The organism is Albidovulum sp., from assembly GCF_049646345.1.
Lineage (GTDB): Bacteria > Pseudomonadota > Alphaproteobacteria > Rhodobacterales > Rhodobacteraceae > Albidovulum.
The window spans coordinates 1-15,920 of the sequence record NZ_JBARVQ010000012.1; the positions used below are offsets into that span (position 1 = coordinate 1).

The 15,920-nt window shown below is 62.3% G+C and carries 13 protein-coding genes; 5 read left to right on the forward strand and 8 right to left on the reverse strand.

What is annotated here, in order from left to right; translation table 11 throughout:
- Nucleotides 1-310: 310 nt before the first annotated feature.
- Together WBB85_RS00235 and WBB85_RS00240 are read right to left on the reverse strand one after the other, a co-directional pair.
- Entirely contained in the window at nucleotides 311-1,957 is a 1,647-nt protein-coding gene (locus WBB85_RS00235) for a choline dehydrogenase (protein ID WP_432636612.1), read from the reverse strand.
- Nucleotides 1,958-2,149: 192 nt separating this feature from the next.
- On the reverse strand, nucleotides 2,150-3,820 hold the full coding sequence (locus WBB85_RS00240) for a choline dehydrogenase (protein WP_432636613.1): 1,671 nt from the start codon (nucleotides 3,818-3,820) through the stop codon (nucleotides 2,150-2,152).
- 128 nt (nucleotides 3,821-3,948) lie between these two features.
- Here WBB85_RS00240 and WBB85_RS00245 point away from each other — a divergent pair, with 128 nt between their 5' ends.
- The 4 genes from WBB85_RS00245 to WBB85_RS00260 are packed head-to-tail and all read left to right on the forward strand — an operon-like array spanning nucleotide 3,949 to nucleotide 8,499.
- Nucleotides 3,949-5,040, forward strand: a complete 1,092-nt coding sequence (locus WBB85_RS00245) for an NAD(P)H-dependent flavin oxidoreductase (RefSeq protein WP_432636614.1) — start codon at nucleotides 3,949-3,951, stop codon at nucleotides 5,038-5,040.
- Between the two features lie 5 nt (nucleotides 5,041-5,045).
- Nucleotides 5,046-6,497 carry an FAD-dependent oxidoreductase gene (locus WBB85_RS00250; RefSeq protein WP_432636615.1) on the forward strand — a complete coding sequence of 484 codons (1,452 nt, stop codon included), beginning with the start codon at nucleotides 5,046-5,048 and terminating at the stop codon, nucleotides 6,495-6,497.
- A 37-nt stretch (nucleotides 6,498-6,534) separates the two neighbouring features.
- Entirely contained in the window at nucleotides 6,535-7,695 is a 1,161-nt protein-coding gene (locus tag WBB85_RS00255) for an NAD(P)/FAD-dependent oxidoreductase (protein ID WP_432636616.1), read from the forward strand.
- 18 nt (nucleotides 7,696-7,713) lie between these two features.
- On the forward strand, nucleotides 7,714-8,499 hold the full coding sequence (locus WBB85_RS00260; RefSeq protein WP_432636617.1) for an aspartate/glutamate racemase family protein: 786 nt from the start codon (nucleotides 7,714-7,716) through the stop codon (nucleotides 8,497-8,499).
- A 157-nt stretch (nucleotides 8,500-8,656) separates the two neighbouring features.
- Here WBB85_RS00260 and WBB85_RS00265 read toward each other — a convergent pair whose 3' ends face one another.
- On the reverse strand, nucleotides 8,657-9,130 hold the full coding sequence (locus tag WBB85_RS00265; protein WP_432636618.1) for a thioesterase family protein: 474 nt from the start codon (nucleotides 9,128-9,130) through the stop codon (nucleotides 8,657-8,659).
- A 290-nt stretch (nucleotides 9,131-9,420) separates the two neighbouring features.
- Complete coding sequence (locus tag WBB85_RS00270; RefSeq protein WP_432636619.1) at nucleotides 9,421-9,915, reverse strand: MaoC/PaaZ C-terminal domain-containing protein; 495 nt, start codon at nucleotides 9,913-9,915, stop codon at nucleotides 9,421-9,423.
- A gap of 308 nt (nucleotides 9,916-10,223) precedes the next feature.
- Here WBB85_RS00270 and WBB85_RS00275 point away from each other — a divergent pair, with 308 nt between their 5' ends.
- The gene (locus WBB85_RS00275) at nucleotides 10,224-10,829 is read left to right on the forward strand and encodes a TetR/AcrR family transcriptional regulator (RefSeq protein ID WP_432636620.1); all 606 of its coding nucleotides are present in this window, start codon (nucleotides 10,224-10,226) and stop codon (nucleotides 10,827-10,829) included.
- Here the strand turns inward: WBB85_RS00275 and WBB85_RS00280 are convergent.
- The 4 genes from WBB85_RS00280 to WBB85_RS00295 are packed head-to-tail and all read right to left on the reverse strand — an operon-like array spanning nucleotide 10,826 to nucleotide 15,828.
- Nucleotides 10,826-12,262, reverse strand: coding sequence for an amidase (locus WBB85_RS00280; protein ID WP_432636621.1), 1,437 nt, complete (start codon nucleotides 12,260-12,262; stop codon nucleotides 10,826-10,828). The two genes, WBB85_RS00275 and WBB85_RS00280, sit on opposite strands and share 4 nt — an antisense overlap.
- 6 nt (nucleotides 12,263-12,268) lie before the next feature.
- Complete coding sequence (locus WBB85_RS00285) at nucleotides 12,269-13,789, reverse strand: class I adenylate-forming enzyme family protein (protein WP_432636622.1); 1,521 nt, start codon at nucleotides 13,787-13,789, stop codon at nucleotides 12,269-12,271.
- A gap of 21 nt (nucleotides 13,790-13,810) precedes the next feature.
- A complete protein-coding gene (locus WBB85_RS00290; protein WP_432636623.1) occupies nucleotides 13,811-14,650 on the reverse strand; it encodes a polysaccharide deacetylase family protein in 840 nt (279 codons plus the stop codon).
- On the reverse strand, nucleotides 14,647-15,828 hold the full coding sequence (locus WBB85_RS00295; RefSeq protein WP_432636624.1) for an acyl-CoA dehydrogenase family protein: 1,182 nt from the start codon (nucleotides 15,826-15,828) through the stop codon (nucleotides 14,647-14,649). Before WBB85_RS00295 ends, WBB85_RS00290 begins: the two co-directional genes overlap by 4 nt.
- Between the last annotated feature and the right edge of the window lie 92 nt (nucleotides 15,829-15,920).

Genomic DNA, 15,920 nt, shown 5'->3' on the forward strand with positions numbered 1-15,920 from the left:
ATACCACCGCACCGCGCAAAGGATGATCTCGCTTGGAAAACGGTGATGCTTGAAGGGTGATTTCCGGCGCATGATCGACCTCAAAAGATGGACCTTGGCCAGATTGGGCGGTTAATGCAACAGTCCCAGTCCGGTGTCGCAGTGTGCAAGCGAGCCACCACTTCGCCCGTTGCAGGAAAGATCACGTCCAGAGGTGAGCCAGCCGTATCTTCAACATATTCACCGTCGATAAAGTGAGAAGCCTTTGGTTGCAGCTGCATTTCGTCCTCGCAGATTCTGGTTTGATTGAGCGTTTCGGGCGATCCCGCGGTTAGCCACGATGGACCGGGGCGTCCGACAATGGCAGCGGGGTCTGGCCCAGGATCATGTCAGCCGCCTTCTCGGCGATCATGATAGTCGGTGCATTGGTGTTCCCGTTCGTGGGCCGCGGCATGACCGAGGCATCTACCACGCGCAGCCCGCGCACCCCGTGCACCCGCAATTGGTCATCAACCACGGCATCAGCGTCGAGACCCATCCGGCAGGTGCCGGCGTAGTGGTACCCGGTCTCGGCATGCTGGCGAATGTAGGTGTCCAGAGCGTCGTCGCTTTCCAGAGCCCGGCCGGGAAGGATCTGCTCGCCCCGCACATCCGCCAGGGCAGGCTGCTCCATTATCTCGTGCGATTTGCGGATCGCCTGCCGGGCCTCGACCCAGTCGCGCTCGGCGGTCAGGTAGTTGGGCTGGATAACCGGTGCGTCGCCGGGCCGATTCGAGCGCAGCGTGATCCAGCCCCGGCTTTCCGGGAGCCCGGGGCTGAGATGAACCTGATAGCTGTGTCCCGGCGCAGAAAGTCGGCCGCTATATTCTGCGGCCAGGCCCACGAAATGGAGGTGCACATCGGGATAGGGCTTGTGGTCGAAGGATTTCAGAAAGCCACCTGCCTCGAAGAAGTTTGACGCGCCCAGACCCGTGCCCGTAGCCAGCCAGCGCGCCCCAATGGCTGCCTGGCGCAGGGGTTTGGTTGCCTCGAAATAGGACAGCGGCTTGGTGCACTTGTACGAGACAATCCACTCCAGATGGTCCGCCAGGTTCTGTCCGACGCCGCGCAGGTCGTGGCGAACAGCTATGCCATGGCGCCGCAGCTCTTCGGCCGGGCCGATCCCTGACAGCATCAGCAATTGTGGAGACTGGATGGCCCCCGCCGCCAGGATGACCTCCTGATCGATATGGGCCCTGCGCGCCTTCCCCTCGCTCACGTATGAGACCGAGGTGGTCCGCCCGTTTTGCAGGTCGATGCTGTCGACCATGGCGCCCGTCACCACTGTCAGGTTGGCCCGCGACTTCATCGCCGGATGCAGATATGCACGTGAAGCGCTTTCGCGACGTCCTTCGTGGATGGTAGCGTCAAAATAGCCAAAGCCTTCCTGCCGATAGCCATTGACATCTTCTGTGGCCGGATGGCCAGCTTCTAGCGCCGCAGCAAGGAACATTTGGTACAGTTGGCTTTCCGGAACGCCCCGACTGACATGGAGTGGTCCGCTGTCGCCTCGATAGGCATCACCTCCGCCTGAATAAGTCTCGGACCGGCGGAAATAGGGCAGGCAGTTGCGATACGACCAGTGCTCCAATCCCGGCTGCTCGGCCCAGTGGTCGAAGTCGCCCGGATTTCCACGGACATAGACCATGCCGTTGATGGTCGACGACCCGCCAAGCGCCTTGCCGCGAAAGAATGCGATCCGGCGCCCGTTCAGTTGGGCGACCGGCTCGGATTCGAACTGCCAATTGTAAGTCTTGCTTTGCAGTGGATAAACCAGTGCCGCTGGCATCTGAATTCGGAAATCCCAACGGCGGTCAGGCCCACCGGCCTCCAGCAGCAGGATCTGGTTCGCCGGATCGGCGCTAAGACGGTTGGCCAGCACACTGCCGGCGGAGCCGGCCCCGATGATGATGAAGTCGTAGGCTTCCGTTTTGGCCATTTGTCAATATCCTTCCGCTTCGCGCTCCGCCGGTCGAGCGGTGCAGTCCGTGCTACCTCGTTCCGGTTAGCCGGATCGTCGTTGACATGTGATAGACTCTAGCTCCTTTGTGGGTTCGGACACTTCTTCTCCGGGAAAACATCGTTCAGTCCGATTATTGGCACGTACAGGATTTTCCCAGTGAACGTCTGGTCATTCGGCGCCGGACGGGCTGTGTCCTGGCCCTGTCCAGTAGGGCGCACGATCCGGTGGAAGCTGCGGCCGGTCCAAAGCAAGGTCGGCCGCCCGTTCCCCGATCATGATCGTCGTCGCATTGGTGTTGGCCGCAACGATGTGCGGCATGACCGAGGCATCCGCCACCCGCAGCCCTGCTATCCCGTAAACCCGGAGATCGGGGGCGACAACCGCCTGAGGATCGTCGGCGGCGCCCATGCGGCAAGTGCAAGAAGGGTGATACGCGGTCGAGACGCGCGATCTAATCCAGTCGTTTAGTGCAGCATCGCTTTGGACCTCGGCGCCGGGGTCCATCTCAGGCCCGGCAAAGGGTGCGAAAGCCGACGCTTGAACAAGTCGGCGCGTCAGCGCCACGGCCTCACGGAAGGTCTGCATATCGGTGTCGCTGTTCAGGTAGTTGAAGCGCAGCACCGGCGCTGTAGCTGCGTCGGCCGATCGCAGCGAAACCTCTCCGCGCGCGGCCGAGTCCATCAGCGTCATATGAATCTGGAACGCTTCCTGCGGATAGGGTTGGTAGTCGGCGTGCGAAATCGCCAACGGAAAGAACTCCAGCTTGATGTTCGGCTTGCGTAGGCCGCTGCGGGTTCTGAGATAGGCCGCAACCTCGAACTGGTTGCTGGCCGCCACGCCACGCCGCATGGCGAACCATTTCACGCCGGTCACGATCCGGCCAAGTCCGGAGGTGTAACGTTGCAACGTGACCGGTTGACGGCATCCGAATTGGATCACCAGATCCGGATGATCCTGCAGGTTTCGGCCCACGGCAGGCCGGTCCAGCACCACCGGAATCTCGGCCGCCTTGAGCACCGAGCCCGGCCCAATGCCCGAAAGCATCAGAAGATGTGGCGAGCCGATTGCTCCTGCCGACAGGATCACCTCGCGGCGTGCGCGGATCGCACGTGCTGCGCCTTGTACACGGACGGTGACGCCCACGGCCTCTTTGCCTTCGAGGTCGATCCGCTCGACCAAACAATCGGGCAGTATGGTTAGGTTGGGTCGGCGCCGAACCTCGGATGTCAGGTAAGAAACGGCGGTGCTTCGGCGTTCCCCCCGCAAAATGGATTGCTCACCCACGGCAAAGCCTTCCTGCTTCGGACCGTTGTAATCGTCTGTGACCGGATGCCCTAGTTCCCGCCCCGCCGCGATGAAGGCCGCATTCAGTGGGTTGCTGTCCGGGTCGGGCCGGGTGACCTTCAGAGGTCCGTCGCCGCCGCGATAGCGCGAGCTGCCGCCGGGCGCGGTTTCCATTCGGCGGAAGTACGGCAGCACATCGGCATAGCCCCAGCCCGTGCAACCGTACCGGTCGCGCCAGTCGTCGAAGTCCAGAGGGTGACCACGGGTGTAGACCATGCCATTGATCGCGGAAGACCCCCCCACCACCCGGCCGCGCGGATGGGCCACCGCGCGGCCCTGCAGTCCCGGTTCCGGTTCGGACCCAAACTGCCAGTTGTAAGTGGTTCCGTTCAGAAGCCGGTCCACCGCGAGTGGCATGCGAATGGTCCACGGATTCGCATCGGGGCCCGCCTCGATCAATAGCACTTCCAGACCCGGTCGCTCGCTCAAACGAGCGGCCACGGCGCAGCCAGCCGAGCCGGCCCCCACAACGATAAAGTCAAATGCCTTTTTCATAGATCCGATGCCCACTTCACCTTGACTTCTGTCGCGTGAGACAGGTAAATATACTTGACGGTACGAAAAATGCCTGTCAAGTCAGTTTTGGTCGATGGAGGCAAAAAATGAAGACAGCAGCCACCGGGATGTTCGGCATCGAGGCGCCGATCTTTGCTTTCAGCCACTGTCGGGATGTTGTTGTGGCTACGTCCAAAGCGGGCGGTTTGGGAGTGCTCGGTGCCGCCTGGATGACGCCCGAACACCTCGAGCAGGAACTGAGATGGATCGACGACCACATCGGCGGGCGGCCCTATGGCGTAGACATGGTGTTCTCGTCGACCTCGACCGCGGTCGATTTCAAGGAAAGCCCAAGAGAGATCTTGCCCAAGGAAAACGTGGATTTCATTAACAGTCTTCTGGACGCCGAAGGCATTCCGCCCTTGCCCGAGGACGAGGTGAAGGGCTGGTATGCGGATTACGCCCGCAATCTCAGCTTCAGCCCCGAGGTCAGCGAGGCTCTGCTGGACGTTGCACTGAGGCACCCGATCAAGCTGGTCGTCAGCGCCTTGGGCGTGGCGCCGGACCATGTGATCCGGCGGGTCAAAGACCAAGGCATCAAATTCGGCGGCATTGTCGGGAGCGTCCGGCAGGCGCAAAAGCAGGTTGCCGCTGGCGCCGACATTGTCATTGCGCAAGGCAGCGAGGCCGGCGGGCATACCGGCCAGATTACCTCTATGGTGCTTTGGCCCGAGGTTGTGGACGCCGTGGCGCCTGTGCCGGTTCTGGCCGCAGGCGGAATCGGCCGCGGCCGGCAGATGGCTGCCGCGCTTGCCCTCGGCGCCGAAGGGGTCTGGTGCGGGTCGATCTGGCTTGGCACAACAGAAAGCGAGCTTTCGCCTGACTTGCGCGAGGTGATATATGACGCGACACCCGAGGATGCGGTGATTACGCTCGGCTACACCGGCAAGCCTTGCCGCGCCGTCCGCAGCAAATACACCGAGGCCTGGCTGCGCACTGATGCGCCCGCACCGCTGAAGCAGGTACCGCTGCAATCTATCCTTTCGGGCGAACCGTTCCGTCGCGTCGAACGGGCCCGCCGTAAGGACTGGATGACCTATTCTGCCGGCCAGATCGTAGGCCGTGTAAAGGAGCCCACCACCGTTAAGTCGGTTATCTATGAGATGATCATGGAATACGCCGAGACCATGGAGCGGGTAGCCCGCCTGACCGAGGAGTAAGTGCGATGTCCCTCCGGGTGCCCCTTCGTGTGACAGTCATAGGGGCCAGCGGCGCAGGCTGCGACATTGCGCTGAAGGCGCAGGCGGCCGGTCATCACGTGACGCTGGTGGACGAGCATCCGCAGACCATGGGCCAGATGTCGTTTGACGCCCCTTGGTTCTATGGCGCGGCCCTGCCCGCCGCGCTGACAAACGCCAATGCCATCGCGCAGGTCGTGCTAGAGGCCAACCCGCAGATCGTCGCCTGTTTCGAAGAGGGTATCGACGTCCGGGTCGGGACCATCGCCTGGGGGGCGTTCCAGGATGGGCCGAACAGCCGCCACGTCGGCCATCCGAGGGTCGGCCTGGTGGGCGCGGACGGCAATGATCTGCTGGAGCATGACGTTCTGATCCTGGCAACCGGCGTGCGCGACTTCGTGCCGTCGTTCCGAGGGGCAGAACTTCCGGGCGTGTTCGGTGTCAAGGCGGGGATGGCCTTCCTGGACCTCTACCAGTGCTACGAGGGCGAACGGACGGTGGTTCTGGGCACCTCGCAGCGCGCCGTCGATTTCGTCAAGCGAGCCCTCGCGCGCGGGGTCGGGATCGTTGGCATGATCGAACCAGGCGTCGATTTTGTCGCGGGCCATACGGCCCACGACGAAGTCGCGGCCCTTGGCGTGCCGGTGCATTTCGACACCGTCCTTCTGGCGGCCGAGGGAAAGGTTGCGGTGACGGGCGCCCGGCTGTGCGCCCTAACAGGACGCACAGAAACATTGCTGGACTGCGACAGCCTCTGCCTGGCCATCGGCACCCTGCCGAATATCGAACTTCCGGCCGCCATGGGCTGCCGGATGCGGTTCGATTCTGGTTTGGGGTACTGGCTGCCCGAAACTGATGCGACCGGGCGCACCAGCCTGGAAAAAGTGTTCTGGCTTTCGGGCTTTGCCACGGGCGGCAGGGATGCCGAGGCTGTCCTCGCTGCCATGGATGAGGGCGGTCCGATGGGCACAGCGCAGCCGGCTCCGGAAGCCCTCGTCGACCAGGGCACCTATCTGCGTCGCTGGATCGAGGCGCTGTACATCACCGGCGGCGGAGCGGTGACGCTGTGCAAGTGCGAAAGCGTCTCGCGTGATGCCTTCCTGGGTCTGGCGCCACCGGCCTATTTGCAAGCTGGCCTGCGCCAGCCGAAATCGCCCGTGAGCGGACCGGGGGGCGCCGCCACGTACGTCCATCAGGACTTTCTGAAACGCATGACCCGGGTGGGCATGGGCCATTGCCAGGGCAAACGTTGCCGCGATGAGGCGGCGCTGCTCTTGTCACTGCACTTCGGCATGGGAATGGAGTCGATACGGCCGGGTAGTTACCGTTTCCCGGTTCGCCCGGTCGATCTTGCCCTGCTGGCGGCCGACGACGACACATACGACACACGCGAGAAGTGGTCCTACTGGCTGCACGCACCAGAGACCGCAATCGACTGACACCATGAGCGCAGAGGATCCGGAATAGGGACAAGCGATGGAGCGTTTTGACATCATCGTCGTCGGTGCAGGCATTGTCGGGCTTGCAACCGCCTGGCGTGCACGTCGGGCCGGGGCTCGGGTTCTGGTGCTGGACAAGGGCGCCACCGCCTACGAGGCCTCGTCTCGGGCGACGGGTTTCCTGAGCTTGCGCGGCGAAACGCCTGGGGAATCCCGGCTTGCCCAGGTCGCCGAAACCCTTTGGGACAGTCTGGACGACGATCTGGGTTATCCGACGGAATGGACGCAAAAAGGCCGCCTCTGGGCCGCGATCACCCCGCGGGAATACGAAGAGCTGAAGGCCTCGTATCAAAGCTTCCGCACCACGGGCATCGATTTCGAGTTTATCGATGCCAAGGCCTGCCGCGAACTGTTGCCAGCGCTGACCCCCGACACGCTGGGCGGAATCTACACCGACCGCTCAGGTCACGCCAACCCGCAGCGCACATCACAGGCCTTCGGCTGGGCCTTTCAGGATCTCGGCGGCGAGATCCGCGAATACACCCCTGTTCTGGAGATCCTGACGGATGGCGGGCGCATCAAGGGGTTGCGCACCCCGCAAGGCGAAATTCACGCCGGGGCCGTGGTGCTGTGCGCGGCGGCCCACAACGCCCGCCTGCTTGAGCCGATAGGCATAGATTTTCCGGTGGCCCCTGTCCGACTGGAAGCCTTCGTGACCGCGCCGGTACCGCCGCTGTTCGAGCAGGCCGTCGTTGGCCACGGCCTTGCTATCCGCCAGACCCGGCGTGGAAACATCCACGTCAATGGCGGCCCGCACGAATGGCTGGGGGCCGAGGTGGCGAACGACATGGCAAAACCAACCACCCCGATTGTACGAAACATCGCGCGCCGCCTGTTCGAGGTCTTCCCGACCCTGCAGAACGCGCAAATGCTGCGCTCTTGGGCCGGTGTGATAGATGTGACACCCGATCAGATCACCTTGATCCACCCCTTCGACTCGCCCGCCGGACTGGTCGCGGTGTCGTCGGCGGGGCATGGTTTCGGGATGGCGCCCGCGCTTGGGCTGGCCTTGTCGGATCTGGCGCTGCACGGCAAGACCGACCTGCCCATCGGCGATCTGACCCTGGAGCGGTTCAGGCGACTACCAAAGGACTGGCGTCGCGTCTGGAACTGGCTGCCCGGCAGCTACAACACCTGATCCTACCGGAGGTACGCTATGAGCAAGATCAACTTCATCAACCCTTTCGGATCGACCGCATATGATGAGGTGATCCGTAGAACCCTGACGCATTATTGCGCCGAGGGCACCGTTATGGATGTGACCCATCTAACGAATTGCCCGCCCGACATCGACTTCTACTACAACAAGCACATGATCGAGCAGTCGCTGTTCGAAGAGGTGATGCGGTCCGAAGAGGTGGGCTATGACGCCGTGATCGTGGGCTGCCTCTATGATCCGGGTGTTCGCGTCGCGCGTGAACTTGTGGACATTCCAGTCGTCGGTCCGCTGGAAGCCTCGTTCCAGATGGCGGCAAACTTCGGACATTCCACCATGGTCTTGACGGACCACCGCAAGGCCGTACCCTACATCTACGACGAGGCCCGGTTGAACGCGCAGGGCGCCACGATGCGCGGGGTCGATGCGATTGACTGGTTCGTCAAGGATATGATCCACGACCGTGCTGCAGTCGCGAGCGACGTGGTGACCAGGTCTCAGGAAGCGGCGGCGAAATTCGGGGCCGAGACAGTGATCATGGGCTGCACGATCATCGCCGCTATCTACCAAGAATACCTGATGGAGGGCGGCATACCATCGCCGGTCCCGATCCTGAACCCGAACCTTTTGGCGCTGAAGATGGCGGATGGGCTGGCGGACCTGCACCGCAAGGGGGGCTATTTCCTGGCGCGCAGCGGATATTATATGAAGCCGACCGGACATTTTGAAACCGAGTTCCACCGCGCCCGCCGAATTTGGAATGCAACAAAGCCGGATTTTGGCTGATCCGGGGGTGGCACAGATGTGGTCAGCGGCGGCATCGGTGAAATACGGCTGTGGATCCTATGTCCACGCGAAAGCAACCATTTCGTCCTGCGTCACCAGGCGAGGCCGCTTGGTGACGTTGTAACCTGGGCGAGTTCTTCAAACGATGGCTGCATTATCAGCCCGCCTTACGTCCGTTCGCCAGTGGTCGTTTCAACACGGACCCTGTGGCGTCAGGTGGCGGTCGGCCTGCCATCTTGGCGAAGATCTCAGCGATCCGCCGTTGAATGTCGGTATCGGCGCTTGCGACCTTGCCACTGCGGACGTGGATCGACAGATGTTCACCGGTTGCCAACAAAGTTCCTTGCGTGTCGAACAACCGGTGCAACAGATGCAGCCGCTTGTCGTCGTGGGCCAAGATCTCTGTCTCGGTGAAAAGACTTGTTCCAGGCCCGCACTCTTTCAAATGGCGGATGTGGCTTTCCAATGTGTAAAATGCGCCATCGGCTGCATTCCCGAAGTCGACCCCAATCAGACCGTATAGCGCATCCGAGATCTCTCCGAAGATCTGCAGGTAGCGGTACTCAGTCATGTGGCCATTATAGTCGAGCCATCTCGGCAGGACTGTACCCTGCCAAAGCCTTAAGGTCATTGCCGCGTTACTCCCACTGGTCGGTCCGAGCGGGCCTGATGCCTCTCAGCCCGAGCCCGGGTTTAATCGGGGACCAGCCAAGATTCTTAGGTTTCCGCCACCTGGGTGCCATAGCCGGTATCGGTGATGGACTTGATGATGACACCCAGGGGGCACCAACTGGGCGACAGTGACTGGACCGCCATGAAATGCAATTGCGGGCGGCATGGCAGCCGACACGCATTCTGGCTGCCAGCAAAGCTTTGGGAGCGGATAACTTTGCGGGCGGCCAGAATGCCTACCGGTGCCGCTCAGCCGGTATGGTTGGAATGGAACATTACCTTCCACTCTCCCTGCTGGCAGACCTCGTCACGCTGGTTGCGCACCTCAACCCAAAAGTTCACTATCCCGCGCGCCGGGTTCTTGGTGGGCCGAACCGCGTCGACCCGCTGGTATACATGAATCGTATCGCCGATCTTGACTGGTGCCTTCAGGTCCCAGGTCATGCCGAGGAAGGCGATGGCCGTGCCTTCCTTGAGACCTAGACGAAACTCAAGCCCAGTGGCGATGGCAAACACCGCTGGACCGTGCAGAATGCGCGTCCCGAAAGGGGTGCGTTTTGCGAATTCCTCATCTGTGTGGACGGGGTTGTAGTCTCCGGTCATGCCTGCAAACATGACGATGTCCGCCTCAGTGATGGTCCTACGCGGCGACAGCCAGGATTGCCCGACTACGAATTCGTCGAAGAACAATGCATTAGGGCCGACGCCCTGTCCTGCGCGATCGGTGGTTTTTCCGCTGTCCATCATGAACTCCTTTGCCACAGCGTGCGGCCTGCAGCCTGGTTCCCTGCTTCCCTGCTTCAGAAGGACTGCCCCATACCCTAAAAGCTGCAATTATACCCTTATGGACGTTTTTCGACCAATGCGTCAGTTTAGTCAATAGTGATTCTGTTCAATACGCGGATTCCGTGAGAGAATCCGGCCTCCTGAAACGACTGTATTGACTCCCAAGTCGAAATATTTCTACTAGTACGAACGAAAACATACGCAAATTTTCCCGTTGGCACGCCGATCCGCGACCTGGCTGCGTCCCTTCGGTCCTAAAGGTTAGAATGGCAACGAATCTTCGCGAAGAGATGAAGGCCAAGAAACAGGCCTATGTACAGGACGAGATCATCTCGGCCGCGGCGCGGCTGTTTGCCGAACGCGGAATCCGCGCGGTGACGATAGACGACATCGCCTCCAGCCTCGGCTACACGAAGTCGGTCGTCTACTATTACTTCAAGAACAAGAACCAAGTTCTCTGGGAAATCTTCAACCGCATCCACGAGGCTTGGCTTGCCGACATGCAGGTGATCGTCAGTCAGGACATCCCCCCCGATCAGAAACTGGCAGCGCTGATCCGGCAACATGCCCTGAACGTGATGGACCGTGCCGAATGGACCGCGATCTTCTTCCGCGACCAGTCCGAACTGACCGAAGCGCAGCAGGCAACGGTGGCCGAGCGCAAGCGTACCTTCGACCGCAATTTCCGCGACACCTATACGGCAGGAGTCAAAGCTGGGTTGTTCAAGGATATACCCGCCGCCGTGATCTCCAGCGGTATCGTCGGAATGTGCAACCAGACCCATGTTTGGTTCAAGAAGAACAAGGGTCTGTCGGCCGCCGAGATCGCCGACCATTTCACCAGTATCATCCTTGACGGCTGCCGGGCCTAGTCGAGAAGCACCGTATACCGCTGAATCCAGGGCGCCGCGCGTTCTATCTGCGCCGACAACCGTAGCACGGTATCCTCGGCACCGAATTGGCCGATCAACTGCACCCCCACCGGCAATCCGTGCGACGTCCAGTGCAGCGGCACGTTTGCGGCGGGCTGCCCTGACGCGTTTATGATCGCCAGGAACGCGGTATAGCGGCCCGCCTGGCGACGGAAGCTCTCGAAGTCGCTGGCCATCGACAGGGTACCCAGTGGAACCGGCAGCTGCGTCAGCGTGGGTGTCAGGATCACGTCGCAATCCTGCATGTACTGCGCCATCTGCCGCGCGATGCCGTGGAACCGGGCGATCGCCAGCGCGTAGGCCTCTGCACCCAGGCGGGTGCCGCGATAATAGGCGTCCAAGATCGCCGGCTCCAGCAGTTCGCGCAGGTCGGGGGCGGACTTGTTCAGCAGAAAGCCGTTCACAGTCATGGCCACGCTGGCACACATCACGTCAATGATGGCGCCAACGAAGGCCGGGTACTTGATCGGCGGCGGTGCCTGCCACGTCAACTCATGGCCTAGGCTAACCAGAACCTTTTCTGCGCGATCCACGGCAGCCAGGCATTCGGAATCGATCGCGATGCCGTCCCAAGCCTCTGTCCATGCGGCGATGCGTAGCGGGCGGTCGAACGGTAGGTCGAGCCGCGCCAGGTAGGAGTCGGGCCGTGCAGGGGCGGCGTAGGGCTGGCCGAGCTCCATCCCAGCTATTCCGTCCAGGGCGGCTGCGGTGTCGCGCACGGTGCGGGTCAGCACCCCGTCCACCGCCAGCCCGCCCCAGCCCTCGCCGCGCTGCGGGCCATAGGGCACTAGACCACGCGATGGTTTCAACCCGTAGACCCCACAGCACGCCGCCGGAATGCGGATCGAACCGCCGCCGTCGCTGCCATGCGCGATTGGCACTATGCCAGTGGCCACGGCCACCGCGGCGCCGCCGCTGGACCCGCCGCTGGACCGCGCTCGGTCCCAGGGGTTTCGCGTGGGGCCGCCATTCTGCACAGCTTCGGTGGTGGGCGCCATGCAGAATTCCGGCACCGTCGTGCGCCCAAAGGGCAGAAGGCCGTCGGCCATGAACCGGGTCTGCAAGGTTGCGTCGATCGTCGAGGTCATGCCTGCGAACAGCCGTGAGCCGATCGAGGAGGGTAGGAAGGTCGAGGCTAGGCCGGAATCCTTGAGCAGGAAGGGCAGCGCGCCGAACCGGCCCCTTGGTACCGCGACCCGCGCCCTGTCAATCGCCTCGTCACCACGCAGATAGCACAGTGCGTTCAGTGGTGGATTACGAGCTTCGGCCAGTTGCAGCGCGCATTCCATCAGCTCGACTGCGGCCACCTCGCCTCGCCGCTGCATTTCTGCCAGCGTCAGGCCGTCCAGGCGTTCGTATTCGTCGCTGCGCATGGCCGGTCACTTCTGCCGTTCTGCGGCCAGCCGCCGCGCCAGATCGGCCTTGTCGATCTTGCCCGTCTTCCCGATCGGCAGACTGGATTCGAAGATATACCGTCGCGGCACCTTGAAGTCCGACAGCGTGCGCGCGGCATGGCTCTCAAGTGCCTCGGCCGTCACGGAAGACTCCGCCCGAGTTACGATGAAGGCAACCGGCACCTCGCCGAAGATCCGGTCCGGCGCGCCCACCACGGCCACATCCTGAACGGCGGGGTGGCTACTCAAAGCCTCTTCTACCTCGGAGGGCGAGATATTGGCGCCGCCGCGGATGATGATATCCTTGATGCGGCCTGTGACGAAGTAGTTGCCGTCGCTGTCGCGGCGGCCCAGGTCGCCGGTGCGGTACAGATCGCCCATGAAGGCGCTGGCGGTCAGTTCCGGCGCGTTGAGGTAGCGACGCATCGTAGCGGCGGCGCGGACCAGGATTTCGCCCTCTTCCCCCGTTTCGCAGTCGGAGCCATCGGACCGCACGATCCGCACCTTCAGACCCGGGGCCGCCTTGCCAACCGCGCCTTCGGGCAGCGGGTGCGGGTCCGTCGCCAACCGTCCGAATACCGGGGTGGATTCCGTCATGGCATAGTAGTTCTGCAGGTCAGCGCCGAAGCGGGCACTGAACCGCTGGCGGATCTCTGCTGCCAGAGGCGCGCCCGCCGACACCATGACGCGCACATGAGACAGGTCGAAAGTCAGGTCGCGTTGCTCGCAATACTCCAGCATCATCGAGAACATCGTCGGTACGCCGTGATAAACGGTGACACGATGGGCGACGAACGCCTCAAGCACGTCGCGAGGATGAAAGCGGGGCAGGATGAAGACCCTGCCACCCGTCTGCAACCCAACGGCGGCTGCGGTGGACAGGCCATAGAGATAACCCAGTGGCAGTGCGACCAGCGTGGTGTCCCTGTCCGTCACGTCCCACATCCCGGCCAACGCACGGGGACCGGCGGTCTGGGCCGCGTGGTCCAGGACAATGGCCTTGGGCGTGCCCGTGGTGCCCGAGGTATAGATGACCAGGAAATCATCCTCCGGGCGGACGCCGGCAGGGGGCATCGGCGCGATGGCGGGGGGCGGGCTGCGCAGCACGTCGAGAGGGATCGCCCGGCCATCCGGCACGGCCGCGGCCGCGACCTCGGCGATTGACGCGTCGCAAAAGAGCAGCGCTGCACCGCTGTGGCGGTAGGTATAGGCAACCTCGGACGGCGTGAGGTTCGGGTTCACCGGCACGAATACAGCACCGATCCGCGCCGCCGCGTAATAACACAGGATCAGTTCGGGCCGGTTCGGGCTGTAAGCGGCAAAGACCGATCCTTGACCCAAGCCGTAGCTACGCAGATGCAGTGCTGTCCCCTCGACCAGAGAAAGAAGCTGGGCATAACTTAGGGTTTCGCCGCCGAACACGATGGCGGGGCGATCCGGTCCGCGTTCGACCGACTGCGCCAGCGCGGCAAAGACGTTTCGGGTGGATTGGGTGGCTAGAGTCATGCGTTCGATTCTTGGTTGGGATCAGAGGGGCACGGGCAGCCGGTCGTTTCGGCGCCGCGCCTCGGCTTCAAGCGTGCTGAAATGGACGTCGGGTTGCGCCTGCATGTGGTCGATCAGGCGCGACAAAATCTCGATGCGTGGCCCGCGGCCGATGATCTGTGGGTGCATTGTCAGCGTGAAGACACCGTCCGTAATGTGATGGTGGCAATAGTCAAACTCCTCGCGCCAGCAGTTCAGGACATGCTCGGTCGACTGCATCACGCCAAAGAGTGGTCGGTTGGTGAAGGTGAAATAGGGAAAGTCATCCAGCTCCCATGCGACAGGCATCTCGATCAGGGGCGTGGTGCGGCCGGGAACAAAAAGGTCTTCGTCCACCCGGTCGCCCTGTCGGGCGCGATAGGGGGTGAAGTCGTCGGCCATCATGCTGCTGTCATATAGAAAGCCACGCTCGATTAGGATTGCGACAGAATCCGATGACAGGTCCCAGGCAGGTGAGCGGTATCCCACGGGGCGGAAACTGGCGCCAAGCACGCCCTGCAGTTTGGCAATGGCGGCATCCAGCAGTCGGGCCTCTTCGGCCGCATCAACGCCGATCGGGCTTTCATGGCAATAGCCATGTGCGCCGATCTCGTGCCCCTCAACCAGAATGCGGCGTGTCTGCTCGGGATAGGACGCTGCCGTATGGGCCGGCACGAAGAACGTGGCTTGGGCCCCCTTTTCGCGCAGAAGGTCAAGCACACGGCTCAGGCCCACGTTTGCACCATATTCCCCGCGCGACACTGGCGTCGCCGAGGTTTGGCGGAAAGTGCTGACCCAAAGCGAGACCGCATCGAAATCGAAGGTCAGGCAAACCGTGGTCATGGCAGCAGCCCCAGATAAGCCATTTCTTCGTCACCCTGCATCCGGCGCGCAATCACCAGGCGGTTGATGTCGTTGGTGCCCTCGCCAATCGTGTAGAGCAGTGCCTCGCGGTTGAGCCGCTCGACAGCATAATCTTGGATATAACCGGCGCCGCCATGAACCACTACTGCCTCATGCGCGATTGCCAAGGCCTCGTCCGACGCGTGCATCTTTGCCATCGCAGAGATCATGTCGCAGCGTCCACCACTTTCCTTGATCCTTGCCGCCTCGCGTGTGACCAGCCGTGCGGTAACCAGCCGCGTAGCCATGTTGGCTAGCTTCAACTGGATCGCCTGGTGTTGGTCGATCGGCACACCAAAAGCCAAGCGCTCGGCCGCGTAGCGTTTCGCCTCGGAAAGGGCATTGGCCGCGAGGCCCACCGCACTTGCCGCAATAGCGATGCGTCCAATTTCCAGCGTTTCCATCAACTGGGCAAAGCCCCTGCCTTCTCCCCCGCCCAGCAGGTCAGTGGCTGCAAGTGGCACCGCATCCATCTCGATCTGCACTGTATCGACGAGCCCGAAAGCGGTCTTGTGGAAAATCGTTGTCTGGCTGACACCGGGCCGCGACCGCTCTACCAGGAACAGTCCGAAGCGCGGTCGTGCGCCCCCGCCAGCCTGCGGCAGGCGTGCGAGCGTGAGGAACAGTGTCGCCCTACCCCCGTTCGTTACATACGTCTTGGAGGCCGTCAGAGCATAGCCATTCGCTTGAGGCACCGCAGCCCCCTGGATCGCCTGCAGATCCGATCCCGCGCTAGGTTCGCTAAGGCAGAGCGAGCCGCGATGCTGGCCACTGGCAAGGCCCGGCAAATACCGCGCCTTCTGCTCTTCCGTGCCGTAGGTGGCAATAGCATATGCAACCGTGCTGTGGCTGTTGACATAAGCAGCCAGAGTCGTCCAACCACGGGCCAGCACCTCCATCATCCCAGCCACCGCTGAGACCCGAAGACCCAAGCCGCCGTAAGCCTCGGGCACGGCCATTCCAAACAGGCCTAGTGCCTTCATATCTGCCACCAGCGCATCCGGGTATGCCCCTTGGCGTTCCAATTCGGTGACATTCGGGCGCACGCGATCTTCGATGAAGCGCGAGACAGCCTCGATCAGAAGTTGCTCGTCTTCGGACAGGTCGTAGCTGGTCATTTCGACGTCCAGCCACCATCAGCGGTAAAGCACTGGCCGGTCACATAGCTGGCACCATCGCCGAGAAGGAAGGACACGATCCCGGTCATCTC